At 63.5% G+C, this 20,213-nt stretch carries 19 protein-coding genes, 1 tRNA gene and 4 pseudogenes; 9 read left to right on the forward strand and 15 right to left on the reverse strand.

Features of this window, described 5'->3' with window-relative positions; all coding sequences use genetic code 11:
• Positions 1-140: 140 nt before the first annotated feature.
• Positions 141-1,100 (reverse strand): LysR family transcriptional regulator, encoded by a 960-nt coding sequence (locus tag ACR9ZC_RS17885; protein ID WP_481581311.1) that lies wholly within the window; start codon positions 1,098-1,100, stop codon positions 141-143.
• A 179-nt stretch (positions 1,101-1,279) separates the two neighbouring features.
• On the opposite strand from ACR9ZC_RS17885, the gene gcl reads away from it, so the two are divergent.
• From gcl to ACR9ZC_RS17900, 3 genes and pseudogenes are all read left to right on the forward strand, one after another.
• Positions 1,280-3,055, forward strand: a complete 1,776-nt coding sequence (gene gcl, locus ACR9ZC_RS17890) for a glyoxylate carboligase (protein WP_481581312.1) — start codon at positions 1,280-1,282, stop codon at positions 3,053-3,055.
• A 66-nt stretch (positions 3,056-3,121) separates the two neighbouring features.
• A complete protein-coding gene (hyi, locus tag ACR9ZC_RS17895; RefSeq protein ID WP_481581313.1) occupies positions 3,122-3,904 on the forward strand; it encodes a hydroxypyruvate isomerase in 783 nt (260 codons plus the stop codon).
• Between the two features lie 18 nt (positions 3,905-3,922).
• Positions 3,923-4,912: pseudogene (locus ACR9ZC_RS17900) on the forward strand (2-hydroxy-3-oxopropionate reductase); the annotation flags it as partial.
• 347 nt (positions 4,913-5,259) lie between these two features.
• Here the strand turns inward: ACR9ZC_RS17900 and ACR9ZC_RS17905 are convergent.
• From ACR9ZC_RS17905 to ACR9ZC_RS17930, 6 genes and pseudogenes are all read right to left on the reverse strand, one after another.
• Positions 5,260-6,291 (reverse strand): asparaginase, encoded by a 1,032-nt coding sequence (locus tag ACR9ZC_RS17905; protein WP_481581314.1) that lies wholly within the window; start codon positions 6,289-6,291, stop codon positions 5,260-5,262.
• A gap of 93 nt (positions 6,292-6,384) precedes the next feature.
• The gene (locus ACR9ZC_RS17910) at positions 6,385-7,311 is read right to left on the reverse strand and encodes a CysB family HTH-type transcriptional regulator (RefSeq protein WP_481581315.1); all 927 of its coding nucleotides are present in this window, start codon (positions 7,309-7,311) and stop codon (positions 6,385-6,387) included.
• A gap of 63 nt (positions 7,312-7,374) precedes the next feature.
• Positions 7,375-8,094, reverse strand: a pseudogene (locus ACR9ZC_RS17915) (sulfate/molybdate ABC transporter ATP-binding protein); the annotation flags it as partial.
• Positions 8,095-8,104: 10 nt separating this feature from the next.
• On the reverse strand, positions 8,105-9,079 hold the full coding sequence (gene cysW, locus ACR9ZC_RS17920; protein ID WP_481581316.1) for a sulfate ABC transporter permease subunit CysW: 975 nt from the start codon (positions 9,077-9,079) through the stop codon (positions 8,105-8,107).
• Positions 9,076-9,969 carry a sulfate ABC transporter permease subunit CysT gene (gene cysT, locus ACR9ZC_RS17925; RefSeq protein ID WP_481581317.1) on the reverse strand — a complete coding sequence of 298 codons (894 nt, stop codon included), beginning with the start codon at positions 9,967-9,969 and terminating at the stop codon, positions 9,076-9,078. The genes cysW and cysT overlap by 4 nt, the downstream gene beginning before the upstream one ends.
• A 26-nt stretch (positions 9,970-9,995) precedes the next feature.
• Complete coding sequence (locus ACR9ZC_RS17930; RefSeq protein ID WP_481581318.1) at positions 9,996-11,033, reverse strand: sulfate ABC transporter substrate-binding protein; 1,038 nt, start codon at positions 11,031-11,033, stop codon at positions 9,996-9,998.
• Between the two features lie 212 nt (positions 11,034-11,245).
• On the opposite strand from ACR9ZC_RS17930, the gene lexA reads away from it, so the two are divergent.
• The 3 genes and pseudogenes from lexA to ACR9ZC_RS17945 all read left to right on the forward strand — a co-directional run bounded on the left by lexA (position 11,246) and on the right by ACR9ZC_RS17945 (position 13,032).
• Complete coding sequence (gene lexA, locus ACR9ZC_RS17935; protein ID WP_173256122.1) at positions 11,246-11,893, forward strand: transcriptional repressor LexA; 648 nt, start codon at positions 11,246-11,248, stop codon at positions 11,891-11,893.
• A gap of 23 nt (positions 11,894-11,916) precedes the next feature.
• Positions 11,917-12,264, forward strand: a complete 348-nt coding sequence (locus ACR9ZC_RS17940; protein ID WP_481581319.1) for a hypothetical protein — start codon at positions 11,917-11,919, stop codon at positions 12,262-12,264.
• Between the two features lie 139 nt (positions 12,265-12,403).
• Positions 12,404-13,032: pseudogene (locus ACR9ZC_RS17945) on the forward strand (DUF2939 domain-containing protein).
• A 24-nt stretch (positions 13,033-13,056) separates the two neighbouring features.
• Here ACR9ZC_RS17945 and ACR9ZC_RS17950 read toward each other — a convergent pair.
• Positions 13,057-13,554, reverse strand: a complete 498-nt coding sequence (locus ACR9ZC_RS17950) for a universal stress protein (protein ID WP_440560360.1) — start codon at positions 13,552-13,554, stop codon at positions 13,057-13,059.
• A 199-nt stretch (positions 13,555-13,753) separates the two neighbouring features.
• On the opposite strand from ACR9ZC_RS17950, the gene nodI reads away from it, so the two are divergent.
• Positions 13,754-14,668: a nodulation factor ABC transporter ATP-binding protein NodI gene (gene nodI, locus ACR9ZC_RS17955; RefSeq protein WP_481581320.1), complete on the forward strand. Its 915-nt coding sequence runs from the start codon at positions 13,754-13,756 to the stop codon at positions 14,666-14,668.
• 31 nt (positions 14,669-14,699) lie between these two features.
• A complete protein-coding gene (locus ACR9ZC_RS17960) occupies positions 14,700-15,545 on the forward strand; it encodes an ABC transporter permease (protein WP_481581321.1) in 846 nt (281 codons plus the stop codon).
• Between the two features lie 17 nt (positions 15,546-15,562).
• Here ACR9ZC_RS17960 and ACR9ZC_RS17965 read toward each other — a convergent pair whose 3' ends face one another.
• Positions 15,563-15,988 (reverse strand): hypothetical protein, encoded by a 426-nt coding sequence (locus ACR9ZC_RS17965; RefSeq protein ID WP_173256117.1) that lies wholly within the window; start codon positions 15,986-15,988, stop codon positions 15,563-15,565.
• 228 nt (positions 15,989-16,216) lie between these two features.
• On the opposite strand from ACR9ZC_RS17965, the gene ACR9ZC_RS17970 reads away from it, so the two are divergent.
• Positions 16,217-17,077: a thioesterase family protein gene (locus ACR9ZC_RS17970; protein WP_481581322.1), complete on the forward strand. Its 861-nt coding sequence runs from the start codon at positions 16,217-16,219 to the stop codon at positions 17,075-17,077.
• Positions 17,078-17,237: 160 nt separating this feature from the next.
• On the opposite strand, the gene ACR9ZC_RS17975 is transcribed toward ACR9ZC_RS17970, so the two are convergent.
• The 6 genes and pseudogenes from ACR9ZC_RS17975 to dusA all read right to left on the reverse strand — a co-directional run bounded on the left by ACR9ZC_RS17975 (position 17,238) and on the right by dusA (position 20,098).
• Positions 17,238-17,417: a hypothetical protein gene (locus ACR9ZC_RS17975; RefSeq protein ID WP_481581323.1), complete on the reverse strand. Its 180-nt coding sequence runs from the start codon at positions 17,415-17,417 to the stop codon at positions 17,238-17,240.
• A 507-nt stretch (positions 17,418-17,924) separates the two neighbouring features.
• Positions 17,925-18,326: a type II toxin-antitoxin system death-on-curing family toxin gene (locus ACR9ZC_RS17980; RefSeq protein WP_481581324.1), complete on the reverse strand. Its 402-nt coding sequence runs from the start codon at positions 18,324-18,326 to the stop codon at positions 17,925-17,927.
• Positions 18,323-18,499, reverse strand: a complete 177-nt coding sequence (locus ACR9ZC_RS17985; protein WP_481581325.1) for a hypothetical protein — start codon at positions 18,497-18,499, stop codon at positions 18,323-18,325. The genes ACR9ZC_RS17980 and ACR9ZC_RS17985 overlap by 4 nt, the downstream gene beginning before the upstream one ends.
• Positions 18,500-18,619: 120 nt before the next feature.
• Positions 18,620-18,739 (reverse strand): annotated as a pseudogene (locus ACR9ZC_RS17990) (Arm DNA-binding domain-containing protein); the annotation flags it as partial.
• A gap of 174 nt (positions 18,740-18,913) precedes the next feature.
• Positions 18,914-18,989 (reverse strand) — tRNA-His (locus ACR9ZC_RS17995).
• Between the two features lie 89 nt (positions 18,990-19,078).
• Complete coding sequence (gene dusA / locus ACR9ZC_RS18000) at positions 19,079-20,098, reverse strand: tRNA dihydrouridine(20/20a) synthase DusA (RefSeq protein ID WP_481581326.1); 1,020 nt, start codon at positions 20,096-20,098, stop codon at positions 19,079-19,081.
• Between the last annotated feature and the right edge of the window lie 115 nt (positions 20,099-20,213).

Raw genomic sequence — 20,213 nt, forward strand, 5'->3', positions numbered from 1 at the left:
ACTCCTTGTGGATTGAAGCCACCCGGGCGTCGATGGTAAAAAACCCAACCGGTGTGGCAAGTGAGAAGCCAGAAAGTGTAACTCAATTGTGTGGGAGACGCAATTGCATTCGCCCTTCGGCCGGAGATTGCCGTGATATTTCAATGACTTGGCGCTCGGCCTATCCGGTCATCACCTGCGCGGTCATCACCTGCGCCGCCCATCCAGTAGCCGGGCCGTGCGTAGACGGCCTTCAGGTAATCGATGAAGTACCGGACCTTCGCCGGCACGTATCGCTGCTGCGGGTAGACCGCCAGGATGTCGTAATCCGGTAGCGCAAACTCGTCGAGGACGGTTTCGAGCTCGCCGCGTTCGAGGTCTTCCGCGATCTCCCACGTCGAACGCCAGCCGAGCCCGAGCCCCTCGCGCGCCCAACGGTGCAGCAGTTCGCCGTCGTTGCAGTCGAGCGTGCCGGTGACGCGCATCGTCACGAGCTTGCCGGCGCGCCGAAAGTTCCAGCCGCGGTTTTGCCCCCCTTGAAGGTTGAACGCCAGGCAATTGTGCTGAAGCAGGTCCTCGAGCGTCTTCGGCCGGCCATGTTTCTCGAAATAGGCGGGCGTGCCGCAGACCACGCGGCGATTCGAGGCGAGCTTGACGGCCACGAAAGACGGATCGACCGCCCCGCCGATCCGGATCGACAAGTCGTAGCCCTCGCGCACGAGATCGACGACTCTGTCGGTCAGGTTGAAGGAAATTCTCAGCTCGGGCTTGTCCGCGAGGAACGCCGGCGCGAGCGGCGCGACATGCTTGCGCCCGAAAGCCGCCGGCGCGGAGACGATCAGATGGCCGCCGACGGCGCGCAGCCCCGCGGCCAGCTCGTTCTCGGCCTGCTCCCATTCCGTCAGGAGCCCTCTGCACCGTTCGAGGAACGATGCCCCCTCCTCGCTCACGACGAGCCGGCGCGTGGAACGGTACATCAGCTTCACGCCGAGCCGTTTTTCGAGCGCATCGATGCGTCGGCCGAGAATGACGGGCGATACGCCCTCTTCCAGCGCCGCCGCCGCGAGGCTGCCCGCGTCGGCCACGCGCACGAACGTCTCGATCTGCTTGAAGCGATCCATTTTCAGTCTCCCTGTCACGCCGGGCAGGCCGAGCAGCCAGCCAGCGATCCCCCACCTTGATTCAATACTTTTTGTATCGGATCAATCGACACGAAGCGATCTTATCAAACCTTTCTCGGCCACTTACAGTGATCGCAACGAAGTACTCAACTATCAGGAACAGGAACCAGGAGACACTCATGCCGAAAATGAGAGCTATCGATGCCGCCGTGCTCGTGCTGGAGAAAGAAGGCATCGATACCGCCTTCGGGGTGCCCGGCGCCGCGATCAATCCGCTTTATTCGGCACTGAAAAAGGCCGGCGGCATCAGTCATGTGCTGGCGCGTCACGTCGAAGGCGCTTCGCACATGGCCGAGGGGTATACGCGCGCCGCGCCGGGCAACATCGGCGTGTGCATCGGCACCTCGGGGCCGGCCGGCACGGACATGATCACTGGGCTCTACTCCGCGTCGGCCGATTCGATTCCGATTCTCGCCATCACGGGCCAGGCGCCGCGTTCGCGGCTTTACAAGGAAGACTTCCAGGCCGTCGATATCGAATCGATCGCCAAGCCCGTCACGAAGTGGGCCGTGACCGTTCGCGAGCCGGCGCTCGTGCCGCGCGTGTTTCAGCAGGCGTTTCACCTCATGCGCTCGGGCCGCCCGGGCCCCGTGCTCGTCGATTTGCCGATCGACGTGCAACTGGCCGAAATCGAATTCGACATCGCGACCTACGAGCCGCTGCCGATCTACAAGCCGCGGGCCACACGCGGCCAGATCGAGGCCGCGCTCACCATGCTCAATGACGCCGAGCGACCGCTCATCGTGTCCGGCGGCGGCGTCATCAACGCGGCAGCCGAGGCCTTGCTCGTCGAATTCGCCGAGACGCTCGGCGTGCCGGTCATCCCGACGCTGATGTCGTGGGGCGCGATCGCCGACGACCATCCGCTCATGGCCGGCATGGTGGGTCTGCAAACGTCGCACCGCTATGGCAATGCCACCCTGCTCGCCTCGGATTTCGTGCTCGGGATCGGCAACCGGTGGGCCAATCGGCATACCGGCAGTGTGGAGGTCTATACGAAGGGCCGCAAGTTCGTGCACGTGGACATCGAGCCCACGCAAATCGGGCGCGTGTTCGGCCCGGATCTGGGCATCGTGTCGGACGCCAAAGCCGCGCTCGAACTGTTCGTGGAAGTGGCGCGCGAGTGGCGTGCCGAAGGCCGCCTGAAGGATCGCGCCGAATGGGCCGAGGCCTGCCGCGAACGCAAGCGCACGCTGCACCGCAAGACGCATTTCGATAACGTGCCGATCAAGCCGCAGCGCGTCTACGAGGAGATGAACAAGGCGTTCGGCCGCGACACCTGCTACGTCAGCACGATCGGACTCTCGCAGATCGCCGCCGCGCAATTCCTCCATGTCTACCAGGCTCGCAACTGGATCAACTGCGGCCAGGCCGGACCGCTCGGCTGGACGATTCCCGCGGCGCTCGGCGTGCGCGCGGCGGACCCGCAGCGTCCGATCGTCGCGCTCTCGGGCGACTACGACTTCCAGTTCATGATCGAGGAGCTCGCCGTCGGCGCGCAGTTCAACCTGCCCTATGTGCACGTGGTGGTCAACAACTCGTATCTGGGCCTGATCCGGCAAGCGCAGCGCGCTTTCGACATGGACTACTGCGTGCAGCTCGCTTTCGAGAACATCAATGCTCCGGAGCTCAACGGATATGGCGTCGATCATGTCGCCGTGGCTGAAGGCCTCGGCTGCAAGGCACTGCGCGTATTCAAACCCGAGGACATCCAGCCCGCGCTGAAAAAGGCGCAGGCGATGCTCTCGGAGTTCAAGGTGCCGGTCGTCGTGGAAGTGATTCTCGAGCGGGTGACGAATATCGCCATGGGCGCGGAGATCGATGCGGTCAACGAATTCGAACCGCTCGCCGAAACGCTCGAAGACGCGCCGACGGCCATCGCCGCGTTCGAATGACACCGGTTTTCGCATCCTGACCTGAGTTACCTGACTGACTGACTGACCGACCGACGAGTCACCACCATGCCGAAATTCGCAGCCAACCTGACCATGCTGTTCAACGAAGTGCCCTTTCTCGAGCGCTTCGCGGCAGCCGCGAAGGCGGGTTTCACCGCCGTCGAATTCCTGTTCCCGTATCCGTATCCCGCCGCCGAACTGGCTGAGCGGCTGGCCTCCAACCAGCTACGGCTGGTGCTGCATAACCTGCCGGCCGGCAACTGGGATGCGGGCGAGCGCGGCATCGCCTGCCTGCCCGAGCGCGTCTCAGAGTTCCAGGACGGTGTCCGGCGTGCGATCGACTACGCCAAAGCGCTCGGCGTGCCGCAGTTGAACTGCCTCGTCGGCATCCGGCCGCAGCAGGTGGACGCCCGGCGCAGCTTCGACACCCTCGTCGAAAACCTACGATTCGCCGCAGCGGCGCTCAAGCGCGAAGGCATCCGGCTGCTCGTCGAGCCCTGCAACGCGTTCGACATCCCCGGGTTCGCGCTCAACCGCTCGAAGGAAGCGCTCGATGTCATTGCGGCGGTCGATTCCGACAACCTCTACCTGCAGTACGACATCTATCATATGCAGCGGATGGAGGGCGAGCTCGCGGCCACCATCGAACGCAATTTGCCGCGCATCGCGCACATCCAGCTTGCCGACAACCCGGGCCGGCATGAACCGGGCACGGGCGAGATCAACTACCCGTTCCTGTTCGCGTGGCTCGACAAACTGGGCTACGACGGCTACATCGGCTGCGAGTACAAGCCGCTCACGACGACGCAAGCCGGGCTCGGCTGGCTCGACCGCGCGATACGCGAGTAGGCCGGCTGCAGGCCGGCACGCACTGCCAATCGACGGCAACGGCTCGGGAAACGGCATACCCCATCCGCCCCGCAACATCAGATCAACGGAACTACGGAAATGGCAAAGATCGGTTTCATCGGACTCGGCATCATGGGCGCGCACATGGCGCGCAACCTGCTCAAGGGCGGGCATACGCTCGTCGTCAACGGCAAGTACCCGGTACCTGAGGATCTACGCGGCAACACGACCGTGGTCGAGGATTCCACCGCGGTCGCCCGCGCATCGGACATCGTCATCTCGATGGTCCCGGACACGCCCGACGTCGACAATGTGCTCTTCGCCGATGACGGCGTCGCAGCCGGCCTGGCCCCCGGCAAGCTCGTCATCGACATGAGCTCCATTTCGCCGCTCGACACGCAAGCCTTCGCCAAACGCATCAACGCACTCGGCTGCGACTATCTCGACGCGCCCGTCTCGGGCGGCGAGGTCGGAGCCCGCGACGCCACGCTGACGATCATGGTCGGCGGCCCCGACGCCGCTTTCGAGCGCGCCAAGCCGTTGTTCGAGCTGATGGGCAAGAACATTTCGCTCATCGGGGACAACGGTGCCGGGCAGACTTGCAAGGTCGCGAACCAGATCATCGTGGCGCTCAATATCGAAGCGGTGGCCGAAGCGCTGCTGTTCGCCGCACGCTCGGGTGCCGATCCCGAGCGCGTGCGCCGTGCACTGATGGGCGGCTTCGCCTCGTCGCGCATTCTCGAAGTGCATGGCGAGCGGATGACGAAACGCACGTTCAAGCCGGGTTTTCGCATCGAACTCCATCGCAAGGATCTGAACCTCGCGCTCGACGGCGCGCGCAAGCTCGGCATTTCGCTGCCGCATACGGCCAGCGCGCAACAGCTGTTCAGCGTGTGCGCGGCGCACGGCGGCAATGCCTGGGACCACTCCGCGCTGCTGCGCGCGCTCGAGATCATGGCGGGCTTCGAGATCGCCCAGGCCGACGACGGCACCGCGCGCGCGGCCTGAAAACGGGAGACGCACGCCAAGACACGCCGCGTGCGGCCTTCGCGCCGCCCGGACGCTGCGCAAGTCACGGCAAAGCGGGATATCGGCCGCGCCTCGCGTGCGGGGGCGGCCGGCTTGTGGGGCGCTACGCCCGGCGTTTGCGTTCGTCGTGCCGTTTGCGGCCGGCGTCGCGCGCCGTGGCGGGCAAAACGCCGCTTTCGGGCTGAGAGCGGCGAGCGGGGTCCGTCAGCGGCACCCGGCGACGTCGGGGAAGCCTTGGTCGGTCAGACGTCGTCGTCGGGTGTCCGCCTGCCGGATGTCGAGCGTACGGCGCAACGCCGGCGTCCGACCGGCGCGTGGCCCCCGATTCAGTAAGTATCGAAGGCGAGCTGCAGCACTGTGCGCTCCTTCATACCCGCTGCCAGCGCGAGCATCAGCAGCACGCGCGCCTTGTACGGGTTGAGCGACCCGGCGCTCACGAATCCCAGCGCATCGTCGGGTGCCGCGCCGTTGCGCATGACATGGCCGGAGCCGACCCGCGACGCGCGCACGACCGCGACGCCCTGCTCCGCGGCTTGCGCGAGCGCCGCTTGCAACGTGGCGTGGATCGAACCGTTGCCGGTCCCGGCCACGACGATGCCGCGCACCCCGGCGGCAACCAACGCGTCGACGGCCGTACGCGACGCGCCGGCGTAGCTTGCGACGATCTCGACGGCGGGCCACCCGTTCGCTGCGTCGAACGGTGTCGCCGCCGTATGCGGCCGCACGACGGTGCGCTGAAACTCGACGCGCGCATCCTGTACCCATCCGAGCACGCCAACTTCATGCGATTGGAACGCATCGACGGCGTAAGTGCTCGTCTTGACGATATCGCGCGCGCTGTGAATCCGGTTGTTGAATGCGACGAGCACCCCTTGGCCATGGGCGGCACGCGCGGCCGCCACCGTCACCGCACCCAGCAGATTCAGCGGCCCATCGGCGGAAAGCGACGAGGACGGCCGCATCGCGGCCGTGAGCACGACGGGCTTGGCCGTTTTGACGGTCAGATGCAGCAGATAGGCGGTTTCTTCGAGCGTATCCGTGCCGTGCGTAATGACGATACCGTCGATGTCTTCGCGTGCGGCGAGCGTGTGAATGCGCTCGAGCAGCGTATTCCAGAGCGGAAAATCGAGATCCTTGCTGTCGATGCTGGCGACCTGTTCGGCCTGGACGGCTGCGACGCCGGCGAGCGCGGGCACGGCGGCCAGCAGCTTGTCGACGCCGACGACGCCGGCCTGATAGCCGGCCGTTTGCGCCGCGTCGGGCGCGGAGCCGGCAATCGTGCCGCCCGTCGCCAGCACGGCGACACGGGGCAACGGCAAGGAGGATGCGGAGGTAGCGGTCGTGTTCATGGCCGCCATTCTATACGCGCGAAAGCCGCTCGCCGAGCCCGTTGCCGCTGCGGCGGGCGGGTGCTTCGCAATCCGTGAGCGCGGGGCGCCGCGACTTGCGGCTCAGGCCGCTTCACGCAGCTTGCCGGTGATGTCCGTGCCGGCGAGCTCAGGGGCGAACATTTCGATGAGCCGATACGCATAGGCCCGCAAAATGGCGCCCTTGCGGACCCCGACGCGCGTCGTGCTCGCCGCGAACAGATGCTGCGAATCGAGTGCAACGAGGCCGGTGTCGCGCTTGGCGTCGTACGCCATCGCCGCCACGATGCCGACGCCCATGCCAAGCTCGACGTAGGTCTTGATCACGTCCGCGTCGATGGCCGTCAGCACGACATCGGGCAATTGGCCCGTTTTCTCGAATGCTTCATCGATATGCGAGCGGCCGGTGATATCGCGCTCATACGTAATGATCGGGAAATCGGCAACCTCCTCGAGCGTCACGTTGGTCCGCGTGGCCAGCGGATGGTCTTTCGGCACCACGATCACGTGATGCCACGTGTAGCACGGGAACGTGAGGATGTCGGCATAGCTGTCGAGGCCTTCCGTCGCAATCGCGATATCGGCCTCGCCGTCGACGAGCATCTGCCCGATCTGACGCGGACTGCCCTGGCGCAAGGCGAGATGGACCTTCGGAAACGCCTCTTTGAACTGGCGAATGACGGGCGGCAGCGCATAGCGCGCCTGCGTATGCGTCGTGGCCACGACGAGATGGCCCGTGTCCTCGTCCGCGTACTGGCGCGCGACGCGGCGCAGGTTCTCGGCATCGAGCAGCATTCGCTCGATCAGGCGATGCACCGCCTTGCCCGGCTCCGTCAGGCCGGTGAGGCGTTTGCCGCGCCGCACGAAGATGTCGACGCCGAGCTCGTCCTCGAGATCCTTGATCTGCTTGGAGACGCCCGATTGCGAGGCGAACAGCACATTCGCGACCTCGGTGAGGTTCAGATTGCGGCGCACCGCTTCGCGTACGTATCGCAGTTGTTGGAAGTTCATGCAAGTCTCGCTGGTTCGGGAGTACGGCGGTCGATTCGGTAAGGCGCGATGCACTCAGGATGCGGCGACATCGAGAAACTCCCTGACGAACGGTGTGCCCGGACGCTCATAGACTTCCTCCGGGGTGCCCTGCTGCTCGATGCGCCCATGATTGAGCACGACGATACGATCCGCCACATCGCGCGCCTCCTCCTGATCATGCGTGACGAAGAGCGTCGTGATCGCAAGCTCGTCATGCAGCCGCCGCAGCCAATTGCGTAGCTCTTTACGCACCTTGGCGTCGAGCGCGCCGAACGGCTCGTCGAGCAACAGCACGGACGGGTCGACCGCCAACGCGCGCGCCAGTGCCACGCGCTGCCGCTGGCCGCCCGAGAGTTCGGCGGGATAGCGCTGGCCGAGCTGCGGGAGCTGCACGCGTTCGAGCAGCTCCCGCACTTTGGCGTCGATCGCCGCGGCCGCGGATCGCTCGCGACGCGGCTTGACGCGCAGTCCGAACGCAACGTTCTCGAAGACCGTCATATGACGAAAGAGCGCGTAATGCTGGAACACGAACCCGACACGCCGATCGCGCGCGTCGAGGGCGGTGACGTCGCGGCCATTCAACACGATTTCGCCGGCATCGGCCGACTCGAGCCCGGCCACCACGCGCAAAAGAGTCGTCTTGCCGCAGCCCGACGGTCCGATCAAGGCCGCCAGCTCGCCGCGGCCGAACTCGAGCGATACGTCGTCGAGCGCCTTGAAGTCGCCGAAATGTTTTTCCAGATTGCGAACGGTGATGCTCATGACGATCCTTTCATCGATGATGCGTGCGGCCCATGCCGGCGGCGGCCATCCGGCGCTCCGCGACGAGCTTCGCCACCAGCGTCGCGAGCGCGATCAACGCGAGCAGCGACGCGACTGCGAAGGCGGCCGCGAAGTTGTAGTCGTTGTAGAGAATCTCGACATGCAGCGGCATGGTGTCGGTCAGGCCGCGGATATGGCCCGAGACCACCGATACCGCACCGAACTCGCCCATTGCCCGCGCGTTGCAGAGAATCACGCCGTAGAGCAAGCCCCACTTCACGTTCGGCAGCGTGACCCGGCGCCAGATTTGCCAGCCCGACGCGCCGAGCACCCGCGCCGCTTCCTCCTGCTCCTTACCCTGCGCCTGCATGAGCGGAATCAGCTCGCGCGCGACGAACGGAAACGTCACGAATAGCGTCGCGAGCACGATGCCCGGCACCGCGAACACGATCTGAAGTCCGTGCCGCTCGAGCCACGGACCGAGCCAGCCTTGGGCGCCGAACAGCAGCACGTATATGACGCCCGAAATCACGGGGGACACCGAGAACGGCAGATCGATCAGCGTCGTGAGCAGTGCGCGGCCTCGAAACTCGAACTTCGCGATCGCCCACGAAGCGGCGAGCCCGAACACGAGATTGAGCGGCACGGCAATCGCGGCGACACCGAGCGTCAGCGCGATCGCCGCGCGTGCATCGGGCTCGACGAGCGACTCGAAATAAAAGCGCACACCTTTGCTGAACGCCTCGGTGAAGACGGCGGCCAACGGCACGACGAGAAACAGCGAGAGAAAAACGAGCGCGATGCCGATGAGCGTCCAGCGCGGCACCCACTGGGCCGCAGGCGCGAACCGGCGCGCCGATGCGGCCGGTCGGCGGATGCCGGCGGTCTGAGCACGCTCCCGATTTTCATGCGTATCGGCTCGTGCCCGCACGCCATCCGCTGCCGGCGAGCGAGCCGAACGGGCGGTCGCAGCAAGTTGGTTCATGTGAGCGCTCCCGAGATCGTCGTACCGCTCGTCAGAGCCGACCGGCGGCGCCCACGCGGACTCGTGCGCCGCTGCCAATGCCATTGCAGCGCGTTGATCGCGAAAAGCATCAGGAACGAAGCGACGAGCATCGCGGTGGCGAGCGCAGTGGCGCCGGCATAGTCGTACTGTTCCAGTTTGGTGATGATGATGAGCGAGGTGACTTCGGACTTCATCGGAATGTTGCCGGCGATGAAGATGACCGAACCGTATTCGCCGAGTGCGCGCGCGAACGCGAGCGCGACCCCCGTGGACCAGGCGGGCACGAGCGCGGGCAGCACGACGCGCATGAACGTCTGGGCGCGCGAGGCGCCAAGGCAGGCGGCGGCTTCTTCCTGCGCGCGCTCGAAATCGGCAAGGACCGGCTCCACTGTTCGCACGACGAACGGCAGGCCGATGAACGTCAACGCGACCAGCACGCCAAGCGGCGTAAATGCCACTTTGAGGCCGAGCGGCGCGAGCCACCGGCCGATCCATCCGTGCTCGGAGTAGACCGTCGCGAGTGCGATACCGGCCACCGCGGTCGGCAGCGCGAACGGCAGATCGACGATGGCATCGACGAACCGTTTGCCGGGAAACCGATAGCGCACGAGCACCCACGCGACGAGCAGGCCGAACGCGCCGTTGATGAGTGCCCCAACCGCCGCGGCGCCGATCGTCAAACGATACGAGGCAACAACGCGCGGCGAAGCGACAGCCGCGAAGAACGGCGCGGGTCCGAGCGTCGCCGCCTTCAAAAAGGCCATGGCGAGCGGTATGAGCACGACGAGACCCAGGTAGGTCAGCGTGAGACCGAGTGTCAGACCGAAGCCGGGCAAGGCGCCGGGTTTGCGAAAAGCGAATTTCGTCATGCTGTCGACCGATAGGCGGGCACCGCTCAATGCGGCTGATAAATCGAATCGAACACTCCACCGTCGGCAAAGTGCGTCTTTTGCGCGTTGGTCCAGCCGCCGAATGTGGCATCGACCGTGTAGAGCTTGAGCTTGGGGAACTGCGCGGTCAGATCGGCCGGCAAATTGGTGGCGCGCGGCCGATAGTAGTTGCGCGCCGCGATCCGCTGTCCTTCGTCGGTATAGAGAAACCGCAGATACGCTTCGGCGAGCTTGCGCGTGCCTCGCCGCTCGACGACGCGGTCCACGACCGCCACCGGGGGCTCCGCCAGGATGCTGGCCGACGGCACCACGATCTCGAACTTGTCCGCGCCGAATTCCTTGCGTGCGAGAAACGCCTCGTTCTCCCACGCGATCAGCACATCGCCGAGACTGCGTTGCACGAAGCTCGTCGTCGCGCCGCGCGCTCCCGAATCGAGCACGCCCGCATTGCGATAGAGCGCAGTGACGAACGCGCGGGCCTTGACGGCGTCGCCGCCCGGCCGGTTGAGCGCATAGGCCCAGGCCGCCAGGTAATTCCAGCGCGCCCCGCCCGAAGTCTTGGGGTTCGGGGTCACGATCGAAACCCCCGGTTTCACCAGATCGTCCCAATCCTTGATGTGCTTGGGGTTGCCGCTGCGCACGAGGAACACGATCGTCGACGTATAGGGCGAGGCGTTGTCCGGCAACCGCTTTTGCCAGTCCTGCGCCACGAGGCCACGGTCGGCCAGCGCCTGGATGTCGTAGGCCAGCGCGAGTGTCACGACGTCGGCCTGCAGGCCGTCGAGCACCGAGCGCGCCTGCGCACCGGAGCCGCCGTGCGACTGACGGATCGAAAGCGTCTCGCCCGTTTGGGCTTTCCATTGCGCGGCGAAAGCCTTGTCGACGTCTTGATAGAGCTCGCGCGTCGGGTCGTAGGAAACATTGAGCAGCGTCGTTTGCGCAAATGCGCTCGGCGACCCCAGGATCAGCGCCGCCGTGCCGGCGGCCATCCCCGCCAACCAGCGTCTGCGCGCGCCGGAACGCGCCGTTCCCCGTGTGCTCATGCGTTTCCCCTCTGCCTGCCGGCGTTTGTATGAAGTCGGGCCAGTCTAGACGGTCGCCCTTATGAGCGGAACGAATGGATTTTCATTTTTTTATACGAAAAGCTGCTAAAGGCGGCCCTGCGAGTTTTCGCAGCGGGGTCGCAACGTTTTGCTTGAAATCCGCTCGATACTGTATAAAAATACAGCAACCTGTTCATACATACAGTGGCCCTATGACCAAACTCACCGCACGGCAGCAGCAGGTATTCGATCTGATCCGGCAATCGATCGAGCACAGTGGTTTTCCGCCCACCCGCGCCGAAATCGCCGCGGCGCTGGGTTTCAGCTCGGCAAACTCCGCTGAAGAGCACTTGCGCGCGCTGGCGCGAAAGGGTGTCATCGAACTGGCCGCGGGTGCATCGCGCGGCATCCGGCTGCTCGGTCTGGACGATGCGCCGCGTCAGCTTTCGCTGCCGCATGCGGCGCTCATGCAATTGTCGCTGCCGCTGGTCGGACGAGTCGCAGCGGGCAGCCCCATCCTGGCGCAGGAGCATATCTCGCAGCATTACGCCTGTGACCCGGCGCTCTTTTCGAGCAAACCGGATTACCTGCTCAAGGTGCGGGGCCTGTCGATGCGCGACGCCGGCATTCTCGATGGCGACCTGCTGGCGGTGCAAAAGCGCACTGAAGCGAATGACGGTCAAATCATCGTCGCGCGTCTTGGGGACGACGTCACGGTCAAGCGCTTGAAGCGCCGCCCCGACGGTCTCGAACTGATCGCCGAGAACCCCGATTACGAAAACATCTTCGTGCACGCCGGCAGCGCGGAGTTCGCGCTCGAGGGGATTGCCGTCGGCTTGATTCGTCCCACCGAATTCTGAATTACGAACATCACGGAGACGCCATGGACCGCCTTGCCCGCCTTATTCCGTTTCGCGCCTTCGGCCGCCTGCGTCGTTTGCGCGGCCTCATTCCCTGCCCGCCGCTCGAGGCAACTCCGTTGCGCACCGCGGGGCGCGAATCGACGTTTGCGTCGTCGTCTTCCGGCCTCCAGCCGTCGACACAGCCCGCGTTTGCCCGTGTGTCACTCAACAGCGGCCTGCACGCGGAGCCGGCACGCCGCGCTCCTGTCCGGGTTTATCACGGCGCGTCGCGCGTAATCCTTGTCGGCACGATCGACGCGGTGTGCCGCATGATCGATCGGTGCATCGACGAGGAGCGCGCCGGGCTGCGCTCAGCCAGTTTGGGTTGAATGCGAGGGGACAACGCCGGGGCGCATGGGTCCCATTGCCCGCTGAAACAGGTTGTTACCGCTAGTGATGACGGCCGGGATCGTTTCGCGTCGGAAGCAGTCCATCTGAATTCCATCCGAATGAGCTGACTATCGAATGATGAACGATCAAAGGAGTCTCGGCCGCCGGCATCGGCTCGTCACCGCTGTCGCCGTCCTCATTGCCGTTATCGTCCTCGGGGTGGCCGCCTTGGCGTACGCCTCGCCGTATCTTGTGCTGGATCGGCTCAAGCGCGCGGCGGACGCTCGGAATGCCGAAATCGTCAATCGCTACGTCGACTATCCGGCGCTGCGCACGAGCCTGAAGCAGCAGGTGACCGAGATGCTGGCTCGCCGCATCGATGAGCAAAAACGGGAGCATCCGTTCGCGGCACTCGGTGCGCTGGTCGGTATGGCGCTGATTGGCCCGCTCGTTGACGCTTATGCCACGCCGGACGGCGTCGCGGCGCTATTGAACGGCTTGCCCCCCGCGGCGAACCGGGCGAAACGCCGCCGCAGCCGGGCGCACAACCCGACGAGGACTCTGCCGCGTCGGGCCAGGGGCAATCCAACGCGCCCGCGCCTGCGCCTGCTCCTACTGAACCGCCGCGAGCGAGCGCGGGATATGACGGCATCGATCAATTCGTCGTCACCTATCGGCGCGATGCGCAAAGCCGGCCCTACAGCGTGCTGCTGCGGCGCGACGGCTGGTTCTCGTGGAAGCTCTTCGCGGTCAACCTGAATCAGTAGCGTGCGCGCGCTGCCTGTCGGCGCTCAGGTTTCCGTTCCCGCGCCAGCCTTGGCGGGCGCTGCAGTCACGGGCTCTTGCTCATGCGCCGTCGACACGGCCACGAGAATGCTGCACGACACGCGATCGAGCAATAGCGTGTTACCGGCCCCCATCCACCAGCGGGACAAACCGCTCCGTGCGCGATGCCCGACCACGACGAGGTCCACTTTCAGATCGGCGGCGAGCCGGGCGATTTCATCGATCGGATGACCGAACGCGAAATGCCCCTGTGATTTGACACCCCGCTCTGTGAGCCAATCGACGCCTTCCTGCAGGATTTCCCGGGCGGCGTCCTCGAAGCGGCCGCACGCGACGTCGGTCAATAGCCCAGCGCTTTGGGCGATGCTCGTGCGCATGTCGACAACCGACAATAGATGCGTTTCCGCCTTCAGGTCGAGCGCGAGATCGGCGCCGCAGCGCAATGCTTTGCGGCCTTCGCGCGTGCCGTCGTAACAGAGCAGAATTTTGTTGTAGCTTGCCATCGTGGCCTCCCTTCCTGCGTTAACCGCAGACGTTTGGTTCAATCATGGTGCGGGGCACCCGCGCTTGCAAGAGATGGAAAACGCCTAGTTCGCTGCCGCCCACGCGTCCTTTTGTGCTCCCTTGCACGACGCTTTCAGACGATGCAATAGAATGGAGCGCCGACGGACCTATTTTCGTACCAGCCCCATTCGACTCCCGATGCCGCAAAACGCGATCGAATTTTCTGACGTGCAAAAACACTACGGCGATAAGACGGTCGTCGACGGACTGAGTTTTCATGTCCGCACTGGTGAATGCTTTGGACTGCTAGGGCCGAACGGGGCCGGCAAGACCACGACATTGAAGATGCTGCTCGGCATTGCGAACCCCGACGCGGGGACGATCATGCTTGCCGGCGAATCCATCCCAGCACGCTCGCGCATCGCCCGGCAGCGCGTCGGCGTAGTCCCCCAATTCGACAATCTCGATCCCGATTTCACCGTGCGCGAAAACCTGCTCATATTCGGGCGTTACTTCGGCCTGTCTGCGAGCAAGACCCGGGCCATGGTGGATCCGCTATTGGAATTCGCGCGCCTTGAAAACAAGGCCGATGCACGCGTGGCCGAGCTCTCGGGCGGCATGAAGCGACGTTTGACGCTTGCACGGGCACTGATCAACGACCCGGACGTGCTGGTCATGGACGAGCCCACAACCGGGCTCGATCCGCAAGCGAGGCACCTGATTTGGGAACGGTTGCGCTCGTTGTTGTCTCGCGGCAAGACCATCATGCTCACGACACACTTCATGGAGGAAGCGGAGCGGCTCTGCGATAGGCTCTGCATCATCGAGGAAGGCCGCAAGATCGCGGAAGGCGCGCCGCGCGCATTGATCGCCAAGGAGATCGGCTGCGATGTCATTGAAGTCTATGGCGCGGCGCCCGAAGCCCTGCGCGAGGAATTGTCGCCTTTTGCGGTGCGCACCGAAATCAGCGGCGAAACGCTTTTTTGCTATGTCGACGATCCGGGGCCCGTCAATGCTCGTCTCGCAGGCCGTCAGGGATTGCGCTACCTTCACCGACCGGCGAACCTCGAGGACGTCTTCCTGCGCCTGACCGGGCGAGAAATGCAGGAATGAGCCACGGGCAACGTCAACCGGAAAAGCTTTGATGGATACGTCTTCTTCCCATCGCACCGAAACTGGGCAGCGCCGCACGCGCGAGCGGCATGCCGTGCGCGTGCGATTCGCGTGGCCGTCCAACGCAACGCACTGGATTGCCGTATGGCGGCGCAATTACCTGGTCTGGCGCAAGCTGGCGTTGGCGTCGATGTTCGGCAATCTGGCCGACCCGATGATCTATCTCTTCGGACTGGGCTTCGGGCTCGGGCTGATGGTGGGACACGTCGCCGGTGTCCCGTATATCGACTTTCTGGCGGCGGGTACGGTTGCGTCGAGCGTCATGATGTCCGCCACATTCGAAGCGATGTACTCTGGATTTTCCCGGATGCACGTGCAGCGTACGTGGGAGGCGATCATGCACACGCCGCTCACGCTCGGCGACATTGTCGTAGGCGAAATCGCGTGGGCGGCCAGCAAGGCAGTGTTGTCGGGCGCCGCGATCATGCTCGTGGCCGGCGCGCTGGGCTATGCGCACTTCCCATCGATGCTGCTCGCCCTGCCCGTCGTTGCGCTGGCCGGGCTCGCTTTCGCGAGCCTCGCGATGATCGTGACGGCGATGGCGCCGTCATACGACTTCTTCATGTTCTACCAGACGCTGGTGATCACGCCGATGCTGCTGCTTTCCGGTGTGTTCTTTCCGCTCGGTCAGCTTCCGCCTGCCGTGCAGCACGCCGCGCTCGCGCTGCCGCTTGCGCACGCGGTGGAGCTGATCCGGCCCGCCATGCTCGGGCGCCCGATGGCCGATGCGCCGCTGCACGTGGCCGTGCTCGCGGCGTATGCCGTTACATCGTTTCTGGTCTGCTCGGCGCTATTTTCCCGCCGCATGATGCGTTAGGGCGACCCAAACAGCCATCACTGTTCATCATCGTCCCAGGGGATTTCGACATCAGTGATGAACGCGACCATCGAAAACGGTTGCGCCTCGTGCCGCCCCATCTTGCCATCGGCTCGATGCCATTCGACGCGGAATCTGACCTCAGGCGTGTCCGCGAGCAGCCGTACGGTGCGCAGTTCTTCGGGATCCGACGTCTCGACGGGGCCGTCGAGCGAAACGAGCAGCTTTTGAGGCCACACGCCGTTGACGGGATCGTAGACGCGGTCGCCGTCGGGAATGGAGGTATGCGCCTCGACGCCGATCGTCGCGCAGGCGTCCACCACCATCTTCGCCAGGGCTCGAAGTACGGCCGTTGCGCGCGCCGAGTTCGCTTGACGAATAGCGAGGTCGCCGCGAGTCAATGCTTGTTCGAGTTTCGGATCGGTCTTCTTTTGCTTGCTCATTTCGTCTTCCAATGAATTCGATACACGACGACCGCCACCGCCGTGCGGGGCATGCGTGGCCGTCGAACGCATCGTACCACCGGTGGGCATGCATCCGGCCCCAACGCATATTCGCCGTGCACCTCGATGTCGCGCAAGCGGCATTCCCGTTTCAAACGCGCTCATCGAGGCCGCGCGACGATCCCGTAAATTCTGATTCGTCTGCAATACGGGACCTACAGGTTTCGGATGACGGCCGATAAAGCCGTGCTTCTATACTGGCCTTGTGGCCGCGTAACCAGACGTAACCGAAAAACGGAAAGCGGCTCGCGTGCTCCCTGTAAAAAAAACGACTCAATATATTGGCCAATAAACGGGACGCTTTCATCGAGGGATAAATTGAAACTGCTCGCCCGCCTTGCATTCGTTTCGGTTCGCGCAATGCTACGTCCCAACCTTGCGGCGCTCGATGCCTCGGAATGTCATTTCCGCGTGCTGCCGACCGACCTGGACGTCCAGCTGCATATGAACAACGGCCGTTTCCTGCAGATCATGGACCTGGGCCGCATCGATCTGCTGCTTCGCAATGGGGTACTGCAGAACGCCATGTCGAAAGGTTGGCGAATGTTGCTGAGCGGCGTCATGATTCGGTATGTTCACGAGCTTCGTCCATTCGAGCGCTATGCGTTGCGCACCCGCATACTAGGATGGGACCGGCGCTTTTTCTATATCGAACATCGCTTTGAAAACAGCAAGGGCCGGCTCGTTGCGCTCGGAACCGCAAGAGCGGCGATTGCCGACCGGGCGAGCAGATCGCTCGTTCCGGCGGACCACGTCGCGGCGGATCATGGCCACGCCAAGTCGCCGGCCCTGCCATTTTTCGTGCGGACGTGGAATGAATCGGACAGCCAGATGCGCAAGGAGGCGAGCGCGATTGAACGACAGCAGGATGCGGCTCAGCGTTCCGACGAACTCGACTGGCGGCGCTGGGGTATGCACCCGGCGATGAACGAACGGGTGCCGATGCCGGAAGAGGCGCCGTCGCTGCATGAGGAAATTGGGAATGTGCCGGTGCCGCTCAATTCATTCGAAGGCACCGCATCGACATAGACGCAAGCGCGCCACGACTCGATGGGCCGGTTCCGGCGTCAGCTCGAGCGCTGCGGCTCATCGACTGCAAAAAAGGGAGACTCGACAATCTGGATGGGGTGGCTGATGGGACTCGAACCCACGACGACAGGAATCACAATCCTGGACTCTACCAACTGAGCTACAGAATGATGTGCGTCAGCGCGCCGTAATCACCGCCTGCTCGCTTGCGCACCGAATAGACAGTCGGACGCTCGCGCGGAAAATCTTGCGCGCCCGGCATCCGAATGCCCATGCGCTTGCGCATCAGCGCCTCGAGTGCGTCAGCCGTGATGACCACGGTACCGTCAGCGCGACGCACGACCTCGACGCCGAAATTAGCTTTGAACTAATTGGCCTGTGCAGACGATCGCTTTTTGCCCGTGATCTCTTCGAGATCTTGTGCTAATAGCAGTTTGAAGGGCGTGCATTGACACTTTGTTATTTGCGCATGTGGCGTTCGGGCAGCGCGGGCCAGAACTTTTTTCCGTCCTTTGCCATCGTCCACGGATTCGAATGCTCGCGATGGCTGCGCGCGACGTACTCGGTACCCGAGGTGCGTAAGCGCGTACGTTCTTCGCGACGGTGCCGTCGATGCCACCTTGCCTTTTCCGTAGCCTCCGATATAGCCGTCGTGATGGCCGTAATCGGCGTCTTTCTCTTGCTCCGACTCATTTCGCACCTCGTTTCGTACCCCGAACGTGCGAAAGCCCGCTCGCGGCGGGCTCGTGTGCAACAGCGGCAGTGGGAGACGCGATTCTACTGCATCAGCCGCCCGGAGGGAACCCGCAAGCAGATGTGAAAACGCCCGAGCGGAGCTGGCCTTTCCTTATTCTTTCTGGCCTTTCTTGAGGAACTCATCGAGAGGAACCGCTAGCGTCGAAAAGATGTTTGCAACGTCTAGATAATCCAGCCGCCCTTTTGCAACGTCTACCATAATTTCTTCGAGAGCGGGACTTCGGGCCACCATGAAGTTTTCCAGCAGCAGATAGGTCAGCGCCGAAACGAGTGCCGTTCGTTTATTCGCATCAGAGAACGCGTGTCCACGCGCTATCGCCTCTGCGTACATCCCGGCGATCTCGAAAACATCCTCCAGGTTGTCGTAGTGAACCTTATGTTCAATGCGACCAAGGGCGCCTTCTAAAGCGCCCCTGTTCGTGCCCTGTACGCCGGGCTCATTTTCAAGAATGAAATTGTGGACGATCTCGACCAGATCGGCACTTAGCATCATCGCTTAGCTAGCGCCTGGATCACGGCATGATGCTGCTCGTACACACGTTTCGCTGCATTGACGATCTGCTTACGACCATCCAGGGAGCTTGCATTGACCTTTGTTGTGGGGAGCTGTACGCCTGCCCTGGCCTTGACTTCGACTCCGTGGATGTTCCCAGTCTTACCCTTCATGACCATGGGAGCTCCTTCGGGGTTGGGGTTGAGAGGGTTCTACAACCACTGTTAACGGCGATTCTACACAAAAAGTTTACTAGCAACGTGTTGCCATATGACTCCGACTGTCACAGCACACAGCCGCCAGTACTTCGAGCCGTTTGGCATGATCTCAAAGTACATGCCCTGGCTATCAGCCAGCTTGTAGGAGCGCTCCCGAGGTTTGGCAGAGCGAATAGCAACATCGGTAAGCGGCATGGGGGCATCGAGGGGGCAGAAACGCCCTCAGATGTGTGAAATATGCCACCTACGATGCCCCCGGGATTGACCGGTGCAATGGTAAAGCTTGGGCAACGTTGGCAATGAGAATCTCCGCAAGTGCTTGACTGGCGGGGGTTTTCCGTGGGCGATGGGAAACGTTGGGACGTTCTTTGGGGTGGCTGATGGGACTCGAACCCACGACGACAGGAATCACAATCCTGGACTCTACCAACTGAGCTACAGCCACCACTGGGATCTGCAGTTCGGTGCGTCAAGACCAGCCGCACCGACGAAGAAGCGAGATTATACAAATACCATCGCGACTTGCCTAGCCCCTCAATCGACAATTTCTACCGCGGATTCGAGGGGCTCACGCAATTGCGCGCGCGCTTCGTTGAATATCGACAGATCGGCGGCGGCGAGCCGCTTGTTGTCAGACAGCACCCGCCGCCAGCCGCGCGCGCCCGCCATACCGCGATACAAGCCCAACGCGTGACGCGTGATTGCGCCGAGGAACGTCCCGCGCGCCAGCTCGGTACGGCAGTATTCGATGAGACCCGCCTCGATCTGCTCGCGACTCCGCACCGGTGCCTCCGCACCGTAGAATCGCGTGTCGACTTCCACGAGCAGGTAGGGGTTGTGATAGGCCTCGCGCCCCAGCATCACCCCGTCCACATGAGCGAGATGCGACTCGACTTCGTCCAGCGTCTTGACACCGCCGTTGAGGATGATTTCCAGCGCCGGAAAATCGCGCTTGAGGCGATAGGCGTAGTCGTATTTGAGCGGCGGTATCTCGCGATTCTCCTTCGGCGACAAGCCCTTGAGGACGGCATTGCGCGCATGGACGATGAAGACTTCGCAGCCGGCATCGGCCACCGTGCCAACGAAATCGCGCACGAAGGAATAATCCTCGACGGCGTCGACGCCGATCCGATGCTTGACCGTCACCGGTATGCCCACCGCGTCGCGCATCGCCTTCACGCACTCGGCCACGAGTGCCGGCTCGTTCATCAGGCACGCGCCGAACGCGCCGCGCTGCACGCGCTCGGAAGGACAGCCGCAGTTGAGGTTGATTTCGTCGTAGCCCCACTGCTCGCCCAGTTTGGCCGCTCGTGCCAGATCGCCGGGCTCGCTGCCGCCCAGTTGCAACGCGACCGGCGCCTCTTGCGCCGTGAATGCAAGATGTCGAGCGACATCGCCGAACAGCAACGCGCCCGTCGTCACCATTTCCGTGTACAGCCACGTATCGCGCGAAATGAGCCGATGGAAGTACCGGCAGTGACGATCGGTCCAATCCATCATGGGAGCGACACTGACACGGCGCGGGCGGGAAAGGGAAACAGCAGAAGACGACATAGAAAGGCCAACGACAGAATAGACCGCGATTTTACCGCAGCGGGCAGGCGAAAGCCCCGTCGAAGCGCCCGCAAAGCAGCAATCGGTCTCGCCCGAGGCAGCCGACCCGCTAGAA

Source organism: Trinickia sp. HAY1-2D (assembly GCF_056754935.1).

What these genes read in the sequence shown, in the direction of transcription:
- ACR9ZC_RS17885 (WP_481581311.1), bottom strand. Translation starts at nt 1,100, where the DNA reads ATGGATCGCTTCAAGCAGATCGAGACGTTCGTGCGCGTGGCCGACGCG.
- gcl (WP_481581312.1), top strand. Translation starts at nt 1,280, where the DNA reads ATGCCGAAAATGAGAGCTATCGATGCCGCCGTGCTCGTGCTGGAGAAA.
- hyi (WP_481581313.1), top strand. Translation starts at nt 3,122, where the DNA reads ATGCCGAAATTCGCAGCCAACCTGACCATGCTGTTCAACGAAGTGCCC.
- ACR9ZC_RS17905 (WP_481581314.1), bottom strand. Translation starts at nt 6,291, where the DNA reads ATGGCGGCCATGAACACGACCGCTACCTCCGCATCCTCCTTGCCGTTG.
- ACR9ZC_RS17910 (WP_481581315.1), bottom strand. Translation starts at nt 7,311, where the DNA reads ATGAACTTCCAACAACTGCGATACGTACGCGAAGCGGTGCGCCGCAAT.
- cysW (WP_481581316.1), bottom strand. Translation starts at nt 9,079, where the DNA reads ATGAACCAACTTGCTGCGACCGCCCGTTCGGCTCGCTCGCCGGCAGCG.
- cysT (WP_481581317.1), bottom strand. Translation starts at nt 9,969, where the DNA reads ATGACGAAATTCGCTTTTCGCAAACCCGGCGCCTTGCCCGGCTTCGGT.
- ACR9ZC_RS17930 (WP_481581318.1), bottom strand. Translation starts at nt 11,033, where the DNA reads ATGAGCACACGGGGAACGGCGCGTTCCGGCGCGCGCAGACGCTGGTTG.
- lexA (WP_173256122.1), top strand. Translation starts at nt 11,246, where the DNA reads ATGACCAAACTCACCGCACGGCAGCAGCAGGTATTCGATCTGATCCGG.
- ACR9ZC_RS17940 (WP_481581319.1), top strand. Translation starts at nt 11,917, where the DNA reads ATGGACCGCCTTGCCCGCCTTATTCCGTTTCGCGCCTTCGGCCGCCTG.
- ACR9ZC_RS17950 (WP_440560360.1), bottom strand. Translation starts at nt 13,554, where the DNA reads ATGGCAAGCTACAACAAAATTCTGCTCTGTTACGACGGCACGCGCGAA.
- nodI (WP_481581320.1), top strand. Translation starts at nt 13,754, where the DNA reads ATGCCGCAAAACGCGATCGAATTTTCTGACGTGCAAAAACACTACGGC.
- ACR9ZC_RS17960 (WP_481581321.1), top strand. Translation starts at nt 14,700, where the DNA reads ATGGATACGTCTTCTTCCCATCGCACCGAAACTGGGCAGCGCCGCACG.
- ACR9ZC_RS17965 (WP_173256117.1), bottom strand. Translation starts at nt 15,988, where the DNA reads ATGAGCAAGCAAAAGAAGACCGATCCGAAACTCGAACAAGCATTGACT.
- ACR9ZC_RS17970 (WP_481581322.1), top strand. Translation starts at nt 16,217, where the DNA reads ATGACGGCCGATAAAGCCGTGCTTCTATACTGGCCTTGTGGCCGCGTA.
- ACR9ZC_RS17980 (WP_481581324.1), bottom strand. Translation starts at nt 18,326, where the DNA reads ATGATGCTAAGTGCCGATCTGGTCGAGATCGTCCACAATTTCATTCTT.
- ACR9ZC_RS17985 (WP_481581325.1), bottom strand. Translation starts at nt 18,499, where the DNA reads ATGAAGGGTAAGACTGGGAACATCCACGGAGTCGAAGTCAAGGCCAGG.
- dusA (WP_481581326.1), bottom strand. Translation starts at nt 20,098, where the DNA reads ATGTCGTCTTCTGCTGTTTCCCTTTCCCGCCCGCGCCGTGTCAGTGTC.